The sequence below is a fragment of the Methanobrevibacter sp. genome (assembly GCF_017409525.1).
Lineage (GTDB): Archaea > Methanobacteriota > Methanobacteria > Methanobacteriales > Methanobacteriaceae > Methanocatella.
Genome location: NZ_JAFQSO010000020.1, coordinates 36,903 through 58,397 on the forward strand (window position 1 = coordinate 36,903; position 21,495 = coordinate 58,397).

The 21,495-nt window shown below is 33.2% G+C and carries 13 protein-coding genes; 8 read left to right on the top strand and 5 right to left on the bottom strand.

Annotation, left to right across the window (positions count from 1 at the left end; all coding sequences use genetic code 11):
• The first annotated feature begins 33 nt into the window (after positions 1-33).
• Together IJE64_RS10495 and IJE64_RS10500 are read left to right on the top strand one after the other, a co-directional pair.
• Positions 34-3,891: a hypothetical protein gene (locus IJE64_RS10495; protein WP_292785591.1), complete on the top strand. Its 3,858-nt coding sequence runs from the start codon at positions 34-36 to the stop codon at positions 3,889-3,891.
• 13 nt (positions 3,892-3,904) lie between these two features.
• Entirely contained in the window at positions 3,905-8,971 is a 5,067-nt protein-coding gene (locus IJE64_RS10500; protein ID WP_292785593.1) for a right-handed parallel beta-helix repeat-containing protein, read from the top strand.
• Positions 8,972-9,052: 81 nt separating this feature from the next.
• Here IJE64_RS10500 and IJE64_RS10505 read toward each other — a convergent pair whose 3' ends face one another.
• From IJE64_RS10505 to IJE64_RS10525, 5 genes are read right to left on the bottom strand one after another with little or no spacing between them, the layout of a single operon-like run.
• On the bottom strand, positions 9,053-9,355 hold the full coding sequence (locus tag IJE64_RS10505) for a hypothetical protein (RefSeq protein ID WP_292785594.1): 303 nt from the start codon (positions 9,353-9,355) through the stop codon (positions 9,053-9,055).
• Positions 9,356-9,367: 12 nt separating this feature from the next.
• Positions 9,368-10,006: a DUF116 domain-containing protein gene (locus tag IJE64_RS10510; RefSeq protein ID WP_292785596.1), complete on the bottom strand. Its 639-nt coding sequence runs from the start codon at positions 10,004-10,006 to the stop codon at positions 9,368-9,370.
• An 8-nt stretch (positions 10,007-10,014) separates the two neighbouring features.
• On the bottom strand, positions 10,015-10,467 hold the full coding sequence (locus tag IJE64_RS10515) for a hypothetical protein (RefSeq protein WP_292785598.1): 453 nt from the start codon (positions 10,465-10,467) through the stop codon (positions 10,015-10,017).
• 36 nt (positions 10,468-10,503) lie between these two features.
• Positions 10,504-10,659, bottom strand: coding sequence for a hypothetical protein (locus tag IJE64_RS10520; RefSeq protein ID WP_292785600.1), 156 nt, complete (start codon positions 10,657-10,659; stop codon positions 10,504-10,506).
• 38 nt (positions 10,660-10,697) lie between these two features.
• A complete protein-coding gene (locus IJE64_RS10525; protein WP_292785602.1) occupies positions 10,698-11,714 on the bottom strand; it encodes a hypothetical protein in 1,017 nt (338 codons plus the stop codon).
• A gap of 119 nt (positions 11,715-11,833) precedes the next feature.
• On the opposite strand from IJE64_RS10525, the gene thsA reads away from it, so the two are divergent.
• The 6 genes from thsA (at position 11,834) to IJE64_RS10555 (ending at position 21,237) form a co-directional block, all read left to right on the top strand.
• Positions 11,834-13,486, top strand: coding sequence for a thermosome subunit alpha (thsA, locus tag IJE64_RS10530; RefSeq protein WP_292785604.1), 1,653 nt, complete (start codon positions 11,834-11,836; stop codon positions 13,484-13,486).
• A gap of 422 nt (positions 13,487-13,908) precedes the next feature.
• Positions 13,909-17,928, top strand: a complete 4,020-nt coding sequence (locus tag IJE64_RS10535) for a pseudomurein-binding repeat-containing protein (protein WP_292785606.1) — start codon at positions 13,909-13,911, stop codon at positions 17,926-17,928.
• A 177-nt stretch (positions 17,929-18,105) separates the two neighbouring features.
• Positions 18,106-18,819, top strand: a complete 714-nt coding sequence (locus IJE64_RS10540) for a metal-dependent transcriptional regulator (protein ID WP_292785607.1) — start codon at positions 18,106-18,108, stop codon at positions 18,817-18,819.
• 92 nt (positions 18,820-18,911) lie between these two features.
• A complete protein-coding gene (gene endA / locus IJE64_RS10545; protein WP_292785608.1) occupies positions 18,912-19,427 on the top strand; it encodes a tRNA-intron lyase in 516 nt (171 codons plus the stop codon).
• Positions 19,428-19,525: 98 nt separating this feature from the next.
• Positions 19,526-20,623, top strand: a complete 1,098-nt coding sequence (locus IJE64_RS10550) for a tryptophan--tRNA ligase (protein ID WP_394355599.1) — start codon at positions 19,526-19,528, stop codon at positions 20,621-20,623.
• Positions 20,623-21,237 carry a stage II sporulation protein M gene (locus tag IJE64_RS10555; RefSeq protein WP_292785610.1) on the top strand — a complete coding sequence of 205 codons (615 nt, stop codon included), beginning with the start codon at positions 20,623-20,625 and terminating at the stop codon, positions 21,235-21,237. The genes IJE64_RS10550 and IJE64_RS10555 overlap by 1 nt, the downstream gene beginning before the upstream one ends.
• Positions 21,238-21,495 lie beyond the last annotated feature (258 nt).

The window sequence follows — 21,495 nt, forward strand, 5'->3', positions numbered from 1 at the left end:
ACATATTATCATTAATGAGGGGGTAAAGTAGTAATGTTTAATAAAAAAAACATGATATTTGTCATGCTTATTTTACTATTATTTACTCTTTCAGCAGTAAGTGCGGCTGATAATGCCACAACGGACGTTGTTGGTTTGGAAGATGTAAATGATGAAGTGATAAGTGTTGAAAAAATACAAGTAATTGAAAAAACAGAAAATGATGATGTGCTGAAGGAAGGTAACAATTCCTTTGGAGATTTGGAAAAATTAATTGATAGTGCAGAGTCAGGTTCAACAATAGTTCTTGATAGGGATTATATTAATGATGGCTATAAGGTGGATGGAATAAAAATTGAAAAAGATATAACTATTGATGGTCAGGGACATACACTTGATGGACATTATAAGTCACGTATATTTCAGGTTTCAGATGGTTCGAAGGTCGTATTTAAAAATATTACATTTAAACGAGGAAAATTGGATGAAAATGCGGATAATATACGTGGTGCGGCTATTAACGGACATTGTACAGCAATAAACTGTTATTTTACTGATAATCATGCTAGGGGAAATGGAGGTGCAATGTATTTGGGTACTGCCATAAATTGTACTTTTGAAGATAACTCAGCAGAAAAAAGTGAGGCTAGTGCAACATATCAGGTTGATGCTAAGTTTTGTACTTTCATAAGCGATAATATGTTAGAAGGTTCAAGGTTCCTATGTTTGATGAAAGACGGTTCGAAGTCTACGGACACAAATATTATTGTTCCGTCTTTTACCATGACTGGCGATACTAATACCAGTCTCGGAGGTAAAATCGTCTTTGAAATGGAATACAATGGTCAAAAATATGACGGTTATGATGTTCTAATCAGTACCACTAAAGAGAATGGGGATGACGAAGAGTTTCATAGTTCAACTGGTTCAGAGTGGACAATTCCTTTTGTTGAAAGTCGTGACTATGTCATATCTGTTAATGGATATCCCGAAATTAGACAGTACACAGGAAAATTTGATGTATATAGTGATGTTTTAATCTCAGGAAATAATTTCATTACATGGTATACTTATGAAGATAACCTCACAATCAGGGCAGTGGACAATATAAACAGACCTATGGTCAATATATCAATATCCTATGAAATGAATGGTAAAATAACAAATGTGACAACTGATGACAACGGTCAAATCATCATACCTATTGATGATTTAAATCCAGATACTTATGTAATAAATATAAAGTATAATGGTACAGACCACTACAGAGGATTAAACAAAACCATAACTCTTATAATCAATAAGGGCATAACTAAACTGATTCCAAATAACTTAATAACAACATATAATGTCACACAATACTTGGAAATTACATTAACAGACAATAAGGGCAATACATTAAATAACAATAAATTATCTGTTGAATTGAACGGAACTGAAGAATATACAACCGACAATCATGGTAAGATTAAAATATCTACTGAAGGATTAGCTCCAGGTACATATGAATATCAGGTTACATTTAAGGAAAATGATTTTTACGAAGGGTCTACCACCACTGCAAAAACCATTGTTAATAAAATTAGCACCAGATTGACAGCAAATCCTGTGGTAACATTTTACAATATTGATGAGGATTTGGTAATTTATTTGTTTGATGCCAATGGAAATCCATTAAGTAATACTGCCATATCTGTTAATTTAAATAAAACTGAAAATCATACTACTGATAAAAACGGCAGAATTAAAGTGAATACAAAAGATTTGGCTCCAAATGAATACCAAGCAAAAATCATATTTGGCGGAAATGAGATTTATTCAGAATCAAATGCCACTGCAAAAGTTGTTGTAAATAAAGGCAATCCTAAATTAATCTTAACTTCACTATCAACTGATTATAACAGTAGCGAAAAATTTATAATCAAGTTAATTGACAATGTGGGAAATCCTATTGCTGGCGAAACAGTTCAATTTGCTTTATCTTTAAGTAAAAATACTACAGATGAAAATGGTAAAATCATATTTTCAACAAATGTTGGAGAAGGATGGGAAATTAGTATAATAGATGAACAGGGAAATCCTATAAGTGGTGCTTCAGTATCTACTGATATAAACGGCATTAAGAATTTTACCACTGATGACGACGGTCAGATTGAAATAACTATTAAAAATGTAGTGCCTTATACATATTTTGCAAATGTAACATTTAATGGAAATGAGTTCTACTCAAAATCAAATGCAACAAGCAAAATTGTTGTAAACAAACAATCCACTACACTAACTGCAAATTCTATCACAACTGTTTTCAATGAGGATAAAGATTTGATTATTACATTAACAAATAGTCAGGAAAAACCTATAAGTGGCGTTCAGATATCTGTTGATTTGAGTGGTGTTAAAAATTACACTACTGACAAAAATGGACAAGTTAACATTTCAACACGCAATCTAATCCCAGGCAATTACATTGCAAAAATCAAATTTAATGAAAACTATTATTATACTGGTACAAGTGCAGAAACAACAGTAATTGTTAAAAAAGCAACCACCAAATTAAGTGTTGAATCCTTAAATGATGGTGCAATTTTGGCAATTACTTTAATGGATGGTGAAAACAATCCTGTAGGTGAAGCAACCGTATCTGTCGACTTAAATGGAATTAAAAATTACATTACAGATTCAGAAGGTCGAATTGAAATTTCAACTCATAATGATTCAGAGAGTTTTGATGTCAAAATCAGTTTTGAGGAAAATGAAAATTATACTGGTTCCCGTTTAGAAACAAAGGTTATTGTTAAAAAGACAACCATCTTAACTGCAGATCCTGTCACAACAACATATGGTGTGGCTAAAAATTTAGTTATCACATTAAAAGATCGTGCTGATAATCCTGTAATAAATGCTTCAGTATCTGTTGACTTAAATGGAATTAAAAATTACACTACTGATAAAAACGGCCATATTAAAATACCACTCCAAAATTTGACTCCAGACAAATATGATATTAAAATCAAATTTGATGGAAATGACAGTTATACTGATTCAAACACGGAAACCACAGTCACTGTTAAAAAGATTACCACTAAATTAACTGCCAATACGGTTATAACAACTTATAATGTTAATAAAAACCTAGTTATCACATTAAAAGACTATGCAGATAACCCTATTATTAATGCTTCAGTATCTGTTGACTTAAATGGAATTAAAAATCATACTACTGATGAAAACGGTCATATTAAAATTCCAATCCAAAATTTAGCTCTAACCACTTACACTGCTAAAATCAAGTTTGATGGAAATGACAGTTTCGAGGGTTCAAGTGCAGAAACAGCAATCATTGTTGAAAAAGCAACAACCAAATTAACTGCCGATAATGTTACTGCAACATATAATGATGATAAATATCTGGTTATTTCATTAAAAGACTATGCAAACCAACCTATAGTAAACGCTTCAGTATCTGTTAATTTGAAAGGTATTGAAAATTACACTACTGATGAGAATGGTCAAATCAAGATATCTGTTCAAAAATTGGCTCCAAAGACTTATGTTGCTAAAATTAGTTATGGTGGAGACAATAATCATGTTGAATCTGATTCCTACGGAGTGATTGTTGTTAAAAAGGCAACCCCTAAATTAACAGCAAAGGCAAAAACTTTCAAGGTAAAAACAAAAACCAAAAAATACCGCATAATTTTAAAAACCAATAAAAATAAAGCAATAAAAAATAAAAAAGTGTATTTAAAAGTCAACGGTAAAACATATGCTGCAAAAACCAACTCCAAAGGCAAAGCAACATTCAAAATTACCAAACTAACCAAAAAAGGTAAATTTACAGCAGTAGTTACATACAAAGGAAGTGCATACTACAATAAAACAACTAAAAAAGTTAAAATTAAAACAAGATAAGTGAGGAATAAAAATGTTTAATAAAAAATATTTAATTCTTTCAATATTTCTTTTAAGCTTATTAACACTTTCTGTAGTAAGCGCATCCGACAATGCTACAGAATTCATTAGCCTAAAAGAATCAAATGATGCCATCAGCATTGAGGAAACTCAAGCAATAGGGCAAAGTGAGGATAACACTCTAATGGAGCCTGACGGAGGCACATTTTCAGACTTGCAAAGAAAAATTGACAATGCAAATGCAAGTTCAACAATAACACTAGAAAATAATTATACCTATGATGACGGATTTAACAAAGAGGGAATTTTAATCTCCAAAGAAATAACCATTGAGGGTAACGGATTTACAATCGATGCAAACAAAACTTCAAGAATTTTCAATGTTACAAGTTCAGGTGTCGTATTTAAAAATATCATTTTTACCAATGGTCATGCTGAAGGCAACGGTGGAGCCATTAGTGGAAGCGCTACAGCAATTGGCTGCACTTTTAACAAAAATTATGCAAATGGTGATGGTGGTGCAGTATACAATGTCAATACAGAAGGCTGTACCTTCTCCGGAAACTGTGCTGAATATCGTGGCGGAGGAATATACAACGGTAATGCAATAAACTGTACTTTTACAGACAACAATTATGCAGGTCAAGCCGGCGGAGGAATGCATACTGGTGATGCTTTAAACTGTATTTTCACAGGTAATGGTGCTAAAGACCAGGGTGCTGCAATGTACGGAGGTAATGCAGTTGGATGTACTTTTGAAAACAATAAAGCAGACAATCATGGTGCCGCTATTTCAAATGGTAATGCAGTGAACTGTACTTTCACCAGAAATCATGTTAACCATAATGGTGGAGGAATATACAACGGTAATGCAACAGACTGTAATTTCAAAGGAAATGAAGCGTTTAGAGGAGGAGGAATATACAATGGAATAGCTACAAATTGTATGTTTGTAAACAATGTTGTTAGAGAAACCGATGATGACGATGGTGATGGTGGTGCAATGTTTGGAGGTGCCGCTTACTACTGTACATTCGATACAAATTACGCACACGATGACGGTGACGGTGCTGCATTATCACATTCCTATGCTGAAAATTGCATATTTATTAAAAATCATGCTGCCGACTGCGGAGGAGCGATTTATTATACTTCTGCTGTGAACTGTAATTTTACTGAAAACTCCGCAAGTGGAGAGGGAGGTGCAATTTATAAAGGAAATGCAACCAATTGTACTTTTGAGAGAAATATTTTAGATGGAGACGGCGAAGATGGTGGTGCAATCCGTTATGGTAATGCTTATAACTGTAATTTTACAGGAAATAAAGCATACCACGGAGGTGCAATGCACAGTGGTTATGCTGAAAATTGTACATTCATTGCCAATTCCGCAGATGGTGGCGGTGCAGGTCGTTACCTTGATGCAAAAAATTGTGTTTTTATAAACTGTAGTTCTTCTAATGACGGAGGAGCAATTCATGTTGGTGATGTAGAAAACTGTATTTTCACTGGAAATCATGCATCAGATTGTGGCGGTGCAATTTATAAGGGAAATGCAACCAATTGTACTTTTGAAGAAAATTCTGCAGATAATGGTGGTGCAATGCATGCTGGAAGAGAAAACTGTAAAGCCCAATATTGTACTTTCAAATATAATGAAGCCCTTGATGATAGTAATTGGGATGAGACTGGTGGTGGTGCAACATTCGACATGAATGTTTATCATTCTTACTTTGAGAGCAATTATGCAAAAGGCTTTGGAGGTGCAATACACGGAGGTTATGCTGAAAATTGTACTTTCGTCGGCAACGACGCAAAGCAACAAGGATCAATATCTGCTAAATCTAAAAGAGTTCTTTGTAAAACAAAAATAGCTAGCAGTTATTATGATTATGAAACAGAAATACCTGTTGGACACATAACTGTAGACTCTAAAGGTAAAACAGAGTTTAATGGAAGAGACAATTTAACAATAATGTTGTCCATAGATCAACAAAATTATAACTATTATGAACTTTATGTTCATGCTACTGGCCCTAATAATTATGATAAAACATTTTATACATTATCCTCTTATGATTGGATGGTTAATTTGACTAGATCTGGTAAATACCATATTGAAATTGGGGCTGTGGATATACCGGAAGTAGAGGTCTATTCTATGAATATTACCTTCTATTCAATCGTCAACATGACTACTTATGACATTTCCACAACTTATGGGGAAGATGAAAGTTATGTGATTACTTTAAGAGATAATTTTAATAATCCGATATCTAATGTCACAGTAAATGTTGATTTGAATATTGTTAAGGATTATACTACTGATGAAAACGGACAAATCAATATATCTATTAAAGATTTAAAACCTGGCACATACAATGCAAAAGCCACTTTTGACAATATAAACTATGACAGAACAATTAAAATCAGTACCATTTTCATTGATAAACAAGCTGTAACGTTAATGCCAAACACATTGGTAACAACCTATAATTCCAATGATGTAATTATAATTAGTTTATATGACAATAAAAACAAGCCTATAAAAAATATTACATTGTCTGCTGATTTAAACGGGACTAAAAATTATACAACTGATAAACAAGGTCAAATTGAGATATCTCCTAAAGGATTAATTCCGGACACTTATCTTATTGATGTTGTATTTGAAGGTAATGAGTTTTATCACAACTCAAAATCAACAGGCAAGGTTATAATTCAAAAGGACTTCACCAAATTAATTGCAAACACAATGATTGCAACATATAATGATGGTAAACAACTCACAATAACTTTAACTGATGGCTATGACAATCCTATCCGTGAAGCTTCAATAGTTGTTGATTTAGACGGCGGAAGTAAAAAGTACACTACAGATAAAAATGGTCAAATCAAAATATCTCATGAACACTTAACTCCTGATACATATGAAGTGAATGTCACATTTAAAGGAAATGATTTATATAAAGAATCAGAAACTGCCACAACACTTGTCATCAATAAAATAGGCGCCAGTATAAATGTAGATTCACTAACAAACGAATATATTTTTGCTAAGGATTATGTAATCATCATAAATGATGATGACGGCAATCCTGCAGGCAACGTTTCAATTGTGCTTGATTTGAATGGAACTAAAGAATTCACAACTGATGAGAATGGTCAAATTAAATTCAACATTTATGAAAATGATAAAACAATGATAATTTCCATAAATGATGATTTGGGAAATCCTTTGAAAAACGTCAAATTATCAGTTAATTTAAATGGCACTAAGGAGTACAACACTGACTCAAAAGGTCAAATTAAAGTATCCACTGCAGCTTTTGCTCCGGGAACTTATCCTGTCGATGTTTCTTTTGGCGGAAATGAAATTTATTCCGAATCAAATGCCACTGCAAAATTAACAGTCGTCAAGTGCACAACCCAATTAACTGCAAATAGAGTGTCAACAAAATATGGTGAAAACAATGATTTAATCGTTATCTTAAAGGATAATCATGGAAATCCTATAAATGATGTTCAAGTATCTGTTGACTTGAATGGTGTTGAAAACTACACTACAGATAATGAGGGTCAAATCAACGTTTCAACAAGCAAACTTGCACCGGGCACATACATTGCAAAAATTCACTTTGGTGAAGATGATTATTGTTTTGGATGCGATATGGAAACAATAGTTGAAGTTAAAAAGTCAGCTACACAAATAATAGCAAAGTCAGTTGAAACAACTTATAACAGTGGCGTTTTTTCCATTGTTTACTTAAAAGATATTGATGGGAGTCCTATAACAAATGCTCCATTATCTGTTGACTTGGGCGGTGTTGAAAACTACACAACAGATGAAGATGGTGAAATAATATTATCTACTTATGGCTTGACTCCCGGCAACCATACTGTCATGATTGAATTTAGCGAAAATGATTATTATACAGGTTCAAGCAATGAAATTTATATCAACATTGAAAAAATTGAAACTACATTAACAGCAGATGCAGTCGAAACAGATTATGGTGTCAATGAAAATTTGTTTATTACTCTAAAAGATGGTGATCATGTTCCTATAATGAATGCTTCAGTATCTGTTGACTTGGACGGTATCAAAAACTACACTACCGATGAAACCGGCCAAATAATAATACCAATCCAAAACATGACTCCCGGCAAATACGTTGCTAAAATCAGTTTTGATGCAGAATACTATATTGCATCCGCTATAGAAACTTCAGTTCTCATTAATAAAATTGAATCCAAATTGACTGCAAATTCAGTTGCAACAACATATGGCATTAATGAAGATTTAATTATTAAATTATCAGACAGTGATGACAATCCTATAGCAAATGTAACAGTGTCTGTTGAATTGGATAGTGTCAAAAAATACACAACTGATGAAAAAGGTCAAATAACAATACCTTCCAACAGCATCACTCCTGGAAGCTATATTGCCAAAATCAGTCTTGATGACAAATATCATAAGAGTTCCACTGTAGAAACTGCAGTTGTTGTTAATAAAATTACAACCAAGTTAACTGCAAATAATGTTACAGCAACTTATAATGTCAATAAGAAGTTAATTATTTCCCTAAAAGATGGTGACGGCAATCCTATACAAAACATTTCAGTATCCGTTGATTTGGGAAGTGTTAAATATTACACCACTGATGAAAAAGGCCAAATTAACGTATCTGTTCAAAAGTTAATTCCAAAAACTTATGTTGCTAAAATTAAGTTTAAAGGAAATAGTTATTATATTGAATCCGAGACTGCTGATGTAGTTGTTGTTAAAAAAGCAACCCCAAAAATATCTGCCAAATCAAAAACATTCAAAGTAAAAACAAAAACCAAAAAATATGCAATAACCTTAAAAACCAACAAAAAACAAGCCATAAAAAACACTAACGTGTATTTAAAAGTAAATGGTAAAACATATGCTGCAAAAACCAACTCCAAAGGTGTTGCTACATTTAAACTTACCAAATTAACCAAAAAAGGTAAGTTCAATGCAGTAGTTACTTATAAAGGAAACACATACTACAAGGCTAAAACTGTAAAACCAAAAATTACTGTTAAGTAGATGTTTCACTAACATCTACAACTATTCTTTTTTTTAGACAGAACCTATTTTAAAAGAGCCATCATTGCATTCATGATGAATCTAATTAATCATTTCTTTCACTATTTCAGCAATGCCTGAATCGGTCAATTCATCTTTATTGTCAAGTATATACTGGCTGAATGAACTATGTTGGTTTATGTTAGTGGTGTGGTTATCTTTAACATAGCTAATGAAAATAAAGAATTGTCCTATATTATTTAAAAAACTGCTCATTACTTTCAAAATACTATCATTTACCAGGTATTTTGTTGGATGGAATAGGCTAGATGAACGTAAATTTTTACTAGAAAACTTGTCCATTTTTGAGCAATCTTTTCTGCTATTTGGGTGGTAATCATTCATGTTTTGGTATAACTAGTATTTGGAATCTATTTTTTCAAATACTTTTTTAACATTTACCCTTGTTTCAAAACAACCTGTTTTTTCAAGCAAAACTCCTTGCGGGTAAAAATCAGACAATAACATCATCATTTGATTTAAGTCTTCATGGCAGGCCACACCGAGAACAGCTTTAAACTTATTTTCCATGACTATCTTCTTAACAAAACTTGAACCTGGCACAATATACAATTTATATCCTAATGGCTCTGCTTTTTTCTTGATGACTCCTATGGAGCATAATCCGCATTCCGTACAGTTGAGTCCCTCTTTTTGAAGTGTTGCTGGACAGTCCCTATGCCTTAAGCAATGAGGCAGGAATATTAAAGTTTTTTCAGCGGGAATTTCTCTAAATTTTTCTTTGTTGACATCATCCCTGACCTTTATTGCCATATCATCAATAAAATGTTCATTTAGTTTCAAAACACTCGCAATGGTTTTAAACGGTGAATACAGCAGATCAACAACGAAGAGTATGAACCTTGGAAATTTTATTTTGTTTTTTCGTGCAAGCAATCCCAGAATTAAAACTGCAATGAACAGTATTGCGATTACAATAATTAGTAAAACCACTAATTTGCCTAAAAATGTGTAAAAAGAGTCAATGAATATCATTATTTAACCTAAAATTTCTCAATGGAATAATTATCAAAGTCTTTATTCAATCTGACGCCTGTTGGTGTTTTTGTAATTTCAAGGCCGGATAGGCTGTCGCAGGAACACAATACATTTTGTTCGGGGTGGGTTCCGGGAATGATATTGCAGTTTAAGTTTACCTGATCGCCTATTGACAGGACTGTTTCAAGTCGTTTTGTTGAGGGATGGTCTTTATTTAAAATCACTATTGGGGATGACTCTTCCCGGCTTAGATATGCCTGTGAGCGTATGGCACGCCTGTCCTTTTTGAAGTTGGACACGGCTATGATATCGTCTGATTCTAAAAATTGCACTATTTCTTCATTATCTTGTGTTGCGATAAATAACATCTTATTTTCATATGCTACCTTAATGACACCAACAATTCCGGTTTCGCCTTCAAGAAATAGAATCTCGTCATTTTCAAAATCAATATCCATTTTATCACAAAAATAAAAAAAGTAGAGTAAATAAATTTACTCTGCAAGTTCAACATTGTCGCTTTGACAGGATGGACAAACTACCTTTTTTCCAAGACCTTTAAAGGTATTTCCACAGTCTTTGCAACGATATTTTTTAGTTTTCAATTTTGCCAAATCAATGTCGGCCATTGGCCCTCCGCTTGAACACATTTAAAATCACCTATAATATTATATATATTATATATTATTTAATATTTTATTACTGAGGATATATTTTTAATCTTTTCATCAATCTTTTCATCTTTTGTTAGATTGTAAATAATTTCATAAAAGTATAATGACTGGTTGTACAGCATATTTTTTTCATATTCTTCTGCCAGTTCGTTGAGGGTGGTTAAAATGAATGGATTGACGCCAAGCTGTATGTTCTTTTCTTCGATTATTTTAATGGATTCCTCTATGCTTAAATTAGTGTCATGGCCTTTTGTCTCGATGTAATGCAGTTCACTGTAGGCCATCACGTTCATTTCAAATGTCATACTGTATTTGAATAGTGCAACAGCCGCATTCAAGTCGTTTTCTTCAATATAGAAGTAACCCAAGTTCCTATAGCATCTTGCTATGTCCTGCGGATAGTAGGAGTATGTTAAAGCTTCTGTCGTGTACATGAAAAACTTATTGAAGCTGGGAGTACGGGTTTTGTAGATTTCACTTAATTCCAATATGACTCTGGCGGAAACGGGGTTTATCTTTTTGGCCTTCTTTAAACTTTCTTCTGCCTCTTTCAGCCGATTGTCTTCAAAAAGTAAAAATCCGTAGATATAATATAAATCAAGCAGGGGTTTATTGTCAGGTATGAGTCTGACTTCTTTTTCAGCGCCGACATATTTTCTGAACAATATCTCTTCTAATGGATTGGTGAAGCTATGGTATTCGCTGACTTTGTCGTCTTCAAACATTCCAGGAAAACTTTCCATAAACCCATCAAGTTCAATTAAAGCTTTCTTGTAGTCTCCGACTTCAATATATTCTGAAATCTTGTTTAGGAGGTCCATTATCGGATTTTCATTTTCGGATATGTTAACAAACTCTTCTTTTTCTTCATCACTTAGGCAATCCCACATCATTCGGGATACTTCGCGTATTATCTCCTTGTTGTAGGGATGGTCTTTATACTTCTCGATTTGTGCGGACAGATATTTTCTATTTAAATCCTTGTTTTGGCCCAAATTAGCTTTAATTTCGTCTATTATCTCTTCGTACATTAACACACCTAAAGTTATTTTAATAGGTAATCTTTTTATATTACCTCTAACCCATATAGTATATGTATAAAAAACTTATTTTTATATTATGTTATTAGAAAATTAAAGGTGATTATGAAATGGCAAATCAACCAGTATTTATTCTTCCTGAGGGGACTGAAAGATATTCAAAAAGAGATGCTTTAAGAATGAATATCACAGCCGCTAAAGTATTAGCAGGCATTGTAAGAACTACTTTAGGCCCTAAAGGTATGGACAAAATGTTAGTTAACTCATTAGGCGACGTCACTGTCACCAATGATGGTGCGACTATCATGAGAGAAATGGAAATTAACCAACCTGCAGCTAGAATGCTTGTAGAAACCGCTAAAAAACAAGAGGACATTGTCGGTGATGGAACAACCTCTGTTGTTGTTATAGCAGGTGAATTATTAAGCAAAGCTGAAGAATTATTAGATGACGGTATTGCAACTTCTGTTGTTGTTAAAGGATTCAGAAATGCAACCGCAAAGGCTGTTGAACTTTTAAAAGACATCGCAATAGATGCAGATGATAAGGATACTCTTAAAAAAGTGGCTGTAACTGCAATGAGCGGTAAAGGTTCCGATTATGCAAAAGAACATTTGGCAGAATTAGTTGTGGAAGCGGCCTTAAGAATCGAGGAAGACGGAAAATCCGAAATTGACAACATCAATATACAAAGAGTTTCAGGCGATTCTGTTGAGGATTCATTTTTAGCAGAGGGTATTGTAATCGATAAAGCTCCTTTATCAAAAAACATGCCGAAAGATGTTAAAGATGCAAAGATTGCTATTGTCAAATATCCTATTGAATTGAAAGATATCAACACAGAAGCTAAGATTGACATTACCAGTCCTGATCAGTTTGAAGCTTTCTTAAACCAAGAAGAGCAAATGATTAAGGATTTGGTCAATAAGGTTCTTGATTCCGGCGCTAATGTATTATTCTGTCAAAAAGGTATTGATGATATGGCAGAACATTACCTGAAAAAGGCAGGGATCATGGCTTATAAAAGAGTTAAAAAATCAGACATTGAAAGAATTTCCAAAGCCACTGGAGCTAAGCTTGTAACTGATATCGAGGATTTATCTGAAGAGAAATTAGGTGTTGCAGGCCATGTATATCTTGATAAGTTATTTGACCATGAATTGACTTTCATTGAAGAATGTGAAAATCCGAAAGCCTCTTCCATTGTCTTAAGAGGCAGTACCCGTTATGTAACAGAACAAATCTCCAGAGCAATCGATGACGCTTTAGGCGTGGTTGCCGCAACCATTGAAGAAGGTAAAGTTCTCATTGGCGGAGGAGCTTGTGAAATTGATTTGGTCAAACAGTTAAGAGATTATGGTGAATCTGTAAGTGGAAGAGAGCAATTGGCAATTTTAAAATTCGCTGAAGCTTTAGAAGTTATTCCAAGAACCTTAATTGAAAATGCAGGTTTAGACACAATTAACCTGATTGCTGATTTAAAGGCAGCTCACGAAGAATCCAAATTCATAGGCATTAACGTATTCACTGGTGAAGTGGTTGATATGAAGGATGCTGGAGTTATTGAACCTTTAAGAGTTAAGATCCAAGCACTTCAATCAGCTGGCGAAGCATGTGAAATGATTTTACGTATTGATGATATGATTGCTGCAAGAAATGCATTGAATTCTACCGGACCTGATGAGTCTGGTAATGATGCAAGTGGTATGCCACCAATGCCACCAGCACCTGGTATGGGCGGCGGAATGCCTCCAATGATGTAAACTTTTTAAAAATTTTACATCTTTTTTCTTTTTTTGATTATAATTGCTTATTTTTAATTATACTCTATTAAACTAATTGTTTTTTATTCTAACTAAACTTAAATCTATGTTTTTTCTTTATATAGCTTTTAATTATATGTTATTTTATATAATAACTAATTCAATTATGATTTATACTTTAATATAGTTACTTTACTTAAAATATAAATCCATATGGTTTAATCCTTTTAGAGCCATATTTAAGTATAATTTTACTTAACTTCCTATTTTCATAAAGTTTTAAACTTATTTTTAAAAAATAAAAGAGTATAATCCTTTTTTCTAAATAAAAAGGTTTATATAACATATTTGTAATAAATAATGATGAAGTGAGATTTATAAACTCACAGATGTTTAAAAAATTGTTATGGAGGTAAATTATTTTGAACAAACAATTATTACTCACTGTTTTTTTAGTGTTTGCAGTCATTTTTTCTGTTAGCGCTATTTCTGCTAGTGAAGTAAATGTTACAGATTCGTATACTACTAGCTTAGTAGATGACACATCAGATGTATCAGTCCCATTAGAGCAAACTGCTGATTCATCAGAAAGTTCTGTATATAGTTATTCAAGTGTTGATAATGATTCATCTAAAGTTTCTCTATCAAGTGAAGAAGTTTTAGGATCTGAAAATTCAAATACTTTATCAACTAACACGATGAGTAATTCTCTTGGAGATAGTACTATTGGGGTTACTAGACTTGCTGTGTCTTCTTCTGGTAATGAAGTATATGGGGCGGCTAGTAATGTTTCTACTGTTCAACTTTCAGACACTATCAAAGCAAGTGATATTACTAAATATTATAAAGGAAGCACAAAATACACTGCAACATTTACAGATATGTATGGAAAAGTTTTGGCAAATAAGAATGTCAAAATCACTGTAAATGGGGTTAGCTATACTAAAAAGACTAATTCAAATGGTGTTGCTTCTGTTGATGTTAATTTAAAACCAGGTACTTATAAGATTGTTGCTGTTAACCCGGTTACAAATTATAAATTAAATACTACATTTAAAATTCTATCAACTATTAAGGCAAATGATGTTACTAAGGTTTATACTGATGGTAGGGCTTTCACTGCCACATTTTTAAACAGTAATGGTAAACCACTGGCTAACAAGAATGTTAAGTTTAAGATTAATGGTAAGACTTACACCAAAAAGACAAATAGTAATGGTGTGGCCACTCTTACAATGTATAATCTTAATGTAGGTACATATAAGATGATTTCATATAATACAGATGGTTTGTCATTAACTAATACTGTTAAGGTAGTAAGATCCACCACTTCATCATTAACAACTAGCAATTATACTTTCTTTAAAAGTGATAGTAAAACTATTAAAGCAACTTTACTTAATGGTTTAGGCTATGCGCCTGGCTCTGGTAAGGTTATCAAATTCACTATAAATGGTAAAACTTATACTGCAAAGACTAATAGTAATGGTGTGGCTTCTCTTAGTTTGCCTAGTTCATTAGGTGTTGGGGTTTACACTGTTAAATGTTCATTTGATGGAAACAGTTTCTACAAAGCATCAAGTGCATCAGGTTCCGTTTGTATTATTAGTAGTAAAAATACTAAATTTACAGTTAAAAGCACAACTGATTTCATTAATGGGGATAATGCTCCATTTAAAGTTGCACTGACCGCAGATACTGTTCCTTTAGAGAATAAAGAAGTAATTTTCACTGTCAATGGTAAAACTTATACTAAAACCACTGACAGCAATGGTATTGCATCTTTACCTATCACTTTAGCTTCAGGTAAATATACAATTTCATATAAGTTCAATGGAGATTCAAAATTCAATGCTGCAAGCGGTTCTTCTCAAATCACTGTTAAAGATAGGGTTGCTACTTCTTTAACATGGAAAAGCGGAACCTCTTTCACTTCAGGTTCACAAACTTTTAAAGTTTTATTGTTGGATTCAAATAAAAAGGCATTGGCTGGAAAAACTGTTAATTTATTCATAAATTCCAAAAAATATTCAGTTAATACAGATTCTTCCGGTTATGCTTCATTCAAGGTATATGTCGGCGCTGGAAACTATGATATTTCATATAAATTTGAAGCAAGTTCCGATTCAGGATACATTTCAAGCAGCGGAAGTACAAAGGTTACCGTTACTAAAAGCAAGTCCTTAAATGGAAATGGGTACTGGGTTTTCGGTTCTGATATGAAAAGCGTTAGTTTAAGCACTTTGGCTTCAAAAGGAACCACTGATCTGTTCTTGAATTATTATGCAATTAATACATACGGCCAATCCGCTGTCGAGTCATGGATTGCATCTGCAAATAGTTATGGAATAAGGGTTCATATCTGGATGCAAGCGTTTTATAGTAACAATACTTGGGTGAATCCTATTAAAGATGGATCTATTTACACTTCCTACTTCAATCAAAAAGTAGCTGAAGCTAAAAAATACGCATCTATAAAAGGAATATCTGGAGTTCACTTGGACTACTTAAGATATCCTGGTACTGCATACAAGACCACTGGAGGTACTGATGCTATCACTCAATTTACAAAATTGGTCAGTGATGCTGTTCACTCCGTAAATCCTAGTCTCATCGTTTCATGTGCGGTCATGCCGGAAACTACAAGCAATATTAAATCTTATGGTCAAAATATAACTGCACTCAGTGCCTGCACAGATGTCATCATTCCTATGGTGTATAAAGGTAATTATGGAAAAACAGCTTCATGGATTTCCACCACAACCAAATGGTTTGTTGACAATTCCAAAGGCGCTGAAATTTGGGTAGGCCTACAAGGATATGTCTCTGACAGCAATGTGACAAAATTATCCTTGACTGACATTACCAATGATGCCCAAAATGCAGTGGCTGCAAAGGCAGATGGAGTTGTCATATTCAGATGGGGTTTGACAAACTTTGTTGACTTCAAGTCATTGGACGGCAAGACAACTGACCCAACTGACACTAAAACTGCAACTCTTGCGAATATCTTAACTGCGGCGGTTAACTTGAAAAACACTATTTCATCCACTGGTGCTGTTCCTTCAACTGTTAGTGTCGGCGGAGTAACTTATTCCACTTCCCAGTTCTTATACATGATGGCTAAGGCAGTGGAAAATATTAATTCAGGAAAAACTTCTGCAATTTCAGTTTTATCTGCAGCTTCACCTTTGAAATCTGCAGGTGATTCCGAAGGTAAGTTGAATAAAACCTCTTATCTTGATTTGGCTACTAGATTAAGCAATTACATTTCAACTAATAAGCAGGCACCTAATTACGCAACTTCAGCATTGGGAAATATAAAGTATGAGAATCTGGTTGATGCATTCTCCAGAATTTTAGCTTATTACAAGACTAATTCACAATTGCCTAATTATGTGACAATTAGTCAGATTTCTAAGTCTAATTCCAGTACACCAGATCCAACTCCGACTCCAACTCCAACTCCAACCCCTGTTAGCAAAACAGTTTCAATTAAGGACATTCTAACTGGAGCTACCAATCTGAAAACATTCTATACAAACAATGGCAGACTTCCAAATACTGTCACTATTGCTGGAATTACATTTTCCACATCAGAATTCTTGTATTTAATGAGTCAAGCCATTTATCAAATTGGAAATTCAAATAACTCAAATATTGCTTATATTACTGGTGTAAGTGATCCTTTATCACCTAGTGGGGATAACGTTTCCTCAAAACAGTTAACCAAAGGAAATTACACTGATGTAGCCAAGAATGTCGCTGATTTCATTAAAACTAATAATGCAGCACCTAATTACGCTTCATCTAGCGTAGGCAAAATCATTTATTATGAGTTAGTTGATGCATTTTCCAGAGTATTGGCCTATTATAACACTAATAATGCATTGCCGAATTATGTTGTAATCAATTATGTACAGCATAACGGTGGAGGCAGTTCTTCTGATAGCGGTTCAGGATTAAATGAGAAAAATACTGTTACTGACCTCTCAGCTTACTTGAAAGCATCCACAAATTGCCAAGTGAATAGTGATCAATTTAAATCATTAGTAAGTTCACTTACTTCAGGTTTAACCACTGATTTAGCGAAAGCTCAAGCTATTTATAATTATGTAAGGGACACTACTTCATATAGTTTCTATTACAATACTAGATATGGAGCTTTAGGAACTTTAACTTCCAAGACAGGTAATTGTGTTGATCATTCCCATTTATTGGTTGCAATGTTTAGAACTGCAGGTTTAGCAGCAAGATATGTTCATGGAACTTGTAAATTTACAAGCGGAAGTACTTATGGCCACGTTTGGACTCAGGTATTGATTAATGGACAATGGTATGTTGCGGACGCTACAAGCTCAAGAAATTCATTAGGAAACGTAGCTAATTGGAATACAAATTCATTTACTTTAAATGGAATTTACGCTAGTTTGTCATTCTAATTATCTATCCTTTTTTATTTCTTTTTTTGAAAAGATTTAAATAATCATAAAATTAAATTTTATATTAACGAATTTTCTTTTTTTTAATTATTTCACTAAAAATATTTAGGCATACCAAAACTTTTTTATACTTTCATTGACATAACTGTAAATGTCTATAAATATTTGGTGATTTTCGTGGCTGATGATAAAATTAGTGAAAATATTGAAGAATATTTAGAAGTTCTCTATCGTAATGGAAGCAATGGGGAACAGGTTTCAACAACAACTCTTTCAAAAGAGCTTGGAATTGCACCAGGTAGCGTAACTCAAATGCTTAAGAAATTAGAAAATTTGGGTTATATTGAGTATACTCCTTATAAAGGAGCTACTTTAACTGATGAAGGTATGAACATAGCTCAAAAAATTACTAGAAAACATAGGATTTTAGAAAAGTTCTTAATGGATATTTTAAAAATCAAAGAGGAAAATATTCACGAGCAAGCCTGTGAAATGGAGCATACCTTGTCTGATGAGGCTGAAAGGGCTTTGTGCACCATGTTAAACAATCCTGATTTATGCCCTGACAATAATATAATTCCTGCTTGTAATTTTGATTTTGAAAGCTGTCATGAATGCTATTCTCAAAAGGACTTCGATCAGGTAATGAACAGAAAATTTAATTTGTTATGTATTTCCGAGTTGACTTCAAACACTGAAGGCATAATATCTTTCATCCGTGGTAGCAATGACCTTCTAGATGAGATTGCCGATAGGGGGATTAAAGTAGGTTCACACTTAATCTATGAATTCAATGACAATCGCATAGGTAATCATTATCTAGTTAATATTGACGGTGAAGAGTTAAATATTCCATTGGATATGGCTAATAATATTTTTATTAGAATTTAACTTTCTTTTTTCTTTTTTTACAAATATTTATATAATATTTATTTCAAAATTAATAGCATTAAATATAATTTATTTCTTTTTGCGGTGTTTTAATGCGTGGGAATTTATCTAATGAAATAGTATCTGTCAAAATTGAGGAGGGTAGTAAAAGACCAATCGCTTTACATGAAAAAAGTAAATTCGGTAAAATCGAAGCGGATTGCTTAAACCTTTCTTTAATTGAAGCATGCTATCTGTTAGAGAAGGAACGTTTAAATATTTATGAAGATGATGTTGAGTGCAGCATTGGCTATTTGATAGATATCCTGAAAGAACAGGATAATTATGCGAAATATGTTGTTTATCGTGATTTAAAAGACCGTGGATATATTATAAAAACCGGATTTAAATACGGTTCGGAATTTAGATTGTATGATAGGGGCAGGTCTCCAGGTCAGGGACATTCTGATTATCTGGTAAAGATAATTTTTGAAAACTATGATATCAATGCTCTTGATTTTGCAAGTTATGTCAGGGTTTCACATGGGGTTAATAAGAAACTTCTCTTGGCAATTGTCGACGATGATTTTGATATCACCTATTATAATGTTGAATGGACAAGGCCATAGTTTTAATTAAAGAGATTTATTATATTTTTACATGATTCTTTATTTAATATTATAATTATTAATCGTATATTTAAAATAACATGTTTGAAGGTGAAAATGTGGAAAATTTAATTGATCCATGGGCATCATTTAGCCTAGATTATGATAAGTTAGTTAATCAGTTCGGTATTGGCAAGGTTTCAGATATAATCGATGAGATTAAAAACCCTCAAAGATTGATGAAAAGGGGAGTAATTTTCGGTCACAGGGAATTCAATGAAATCAATAATTTGATTAATCAGAACAAGGATTTTGCGGTTGTAACAGGAATGATGCCAAGTGGCCAAATGCATATAGGCCATAAAATGGTCGTCGACCAATTGAAATGGTATCAGGAAAAAGGTGCAATGCTGTCCCTTCCAATTGCAGACCTGGAATCCTATGCCGCTCGTGGAATGAGCTTTGAAAAGGGTCGTCAGATTGCCGTCGATGAATATTTAACCAACTGGATTGCATTAGGCCTTGACCTTGAAAAGGATAACGTAAACGTATACCTTCAATCTCAAAATAAGTCATTGCAAGATTTGGCATTCAAAGCTTCAAGCAAAACTAATTTCAATCAATTGAAAGCTATTTATGGTTTTACACCTTCAACAAACATTGCTCATGTTCAAGCTCCATTGGTTCAGGTTGCAGACATATTGCTTCCACAAATAGAAGAGTTTGGAGGTCCAAAAAAGGTTGTTGTTCCCGTGGGAATTGACCAGGACCCGCACATTAGGCTTACAAGGGACATTGCCCAAAAGCTTAATGAAGATCTGGGATTTTTAACTCCCGCTTCCACATATCATAGATTTTTGACAGGATTGACTGGAGATAAGATGAGCAGTTCAAAACCTTCAACTGCAATATACCTTAATGACAGTCCAAAAGAGGCTGCAAAAAAGGTCAAGACTGCTAAAACTGGTGGAAGAGAAACTTTAAAAGAACAAAAGGAATTAGGCGGGGATGTGGACAAATGCGTTATTTATGAAATGCTGCTTTACCACTTAATTGATGATGATGAAGAGCTTAAAAAAATCAGGACTGAGTGTCTGAATGGAACTTTGCGCTGTGGGGACTGTAAAGTCAGAACCGCAGAGCTGATGGAAGAGTTCTTCGATGAGTTGAAGGATAAACAAGTTGAAGCTCGTGAAATAGCTAAAACACTGATATAATGATAAATGAAATCAAGAAATCATTTAGTGAGAATAAGCTGGCTATTTATGCATCAATAGCCATATTTCTATTTTCTTTCATTTTTGGATTTGCTTTCAAGCAGTATTTGAATAGTATTTTAACTCCTGTAGTTGAGGATTTGTCTCAAAAGGTACAAACCGGAGAAATAAAGTTAACTTTTGTAGATATCTTTTCTAACAATATCGGAATTGTATTGAAGATGTTCATTTATGGGTTGACATTCTGTTTTTCCGCAATAGTGTTGGCTTACAATGGATTTTTCGTCGGATTTTACATTGCATCTTCAAATAATCTATTTTATACGTTGCTTCTAATTCTTCCGCACGGTATTTTTGAGTTTTCATCATGCATTCTGGCTTGTGCCGGCGGATTCGTTTTGTTTAATTTTTTATACAGATTCTTAAAATCCCTTTGGGGCCAGGAGGATGAATCCCTTAAGAAATGTTTTAAGGCAGCATTTGATGATAGTTCTGATAAATTAAATCAAGCTTTTATTCTATTGATAATAGCTTCAATTTTAATGGCTATTGCAGCCGTTATCGAAGTTTATTTAACCATTCCTCTTGCAAAACTGATAGTTTCAATCTTATAAGTTAAATTTTTATCTAACAAACACAAGAATACCATAACCTCTTAAGGTTGTGGATGAATTGTGCAAATGAAATAATAAAAAAACTTTTCAAATGCTCTTTGATTTGTATTTAAATAATATGTTAATTAAATTAATACATAACAAGTAATAACAAATCAATAAATTAAAAATAGTATTGATTTTAATTAATTGTTAAACCGCTGGTTCATCGGGGTTTGCCTAGAAAAATACTTAATTGTCCCATTAAGTGAAGAAAAA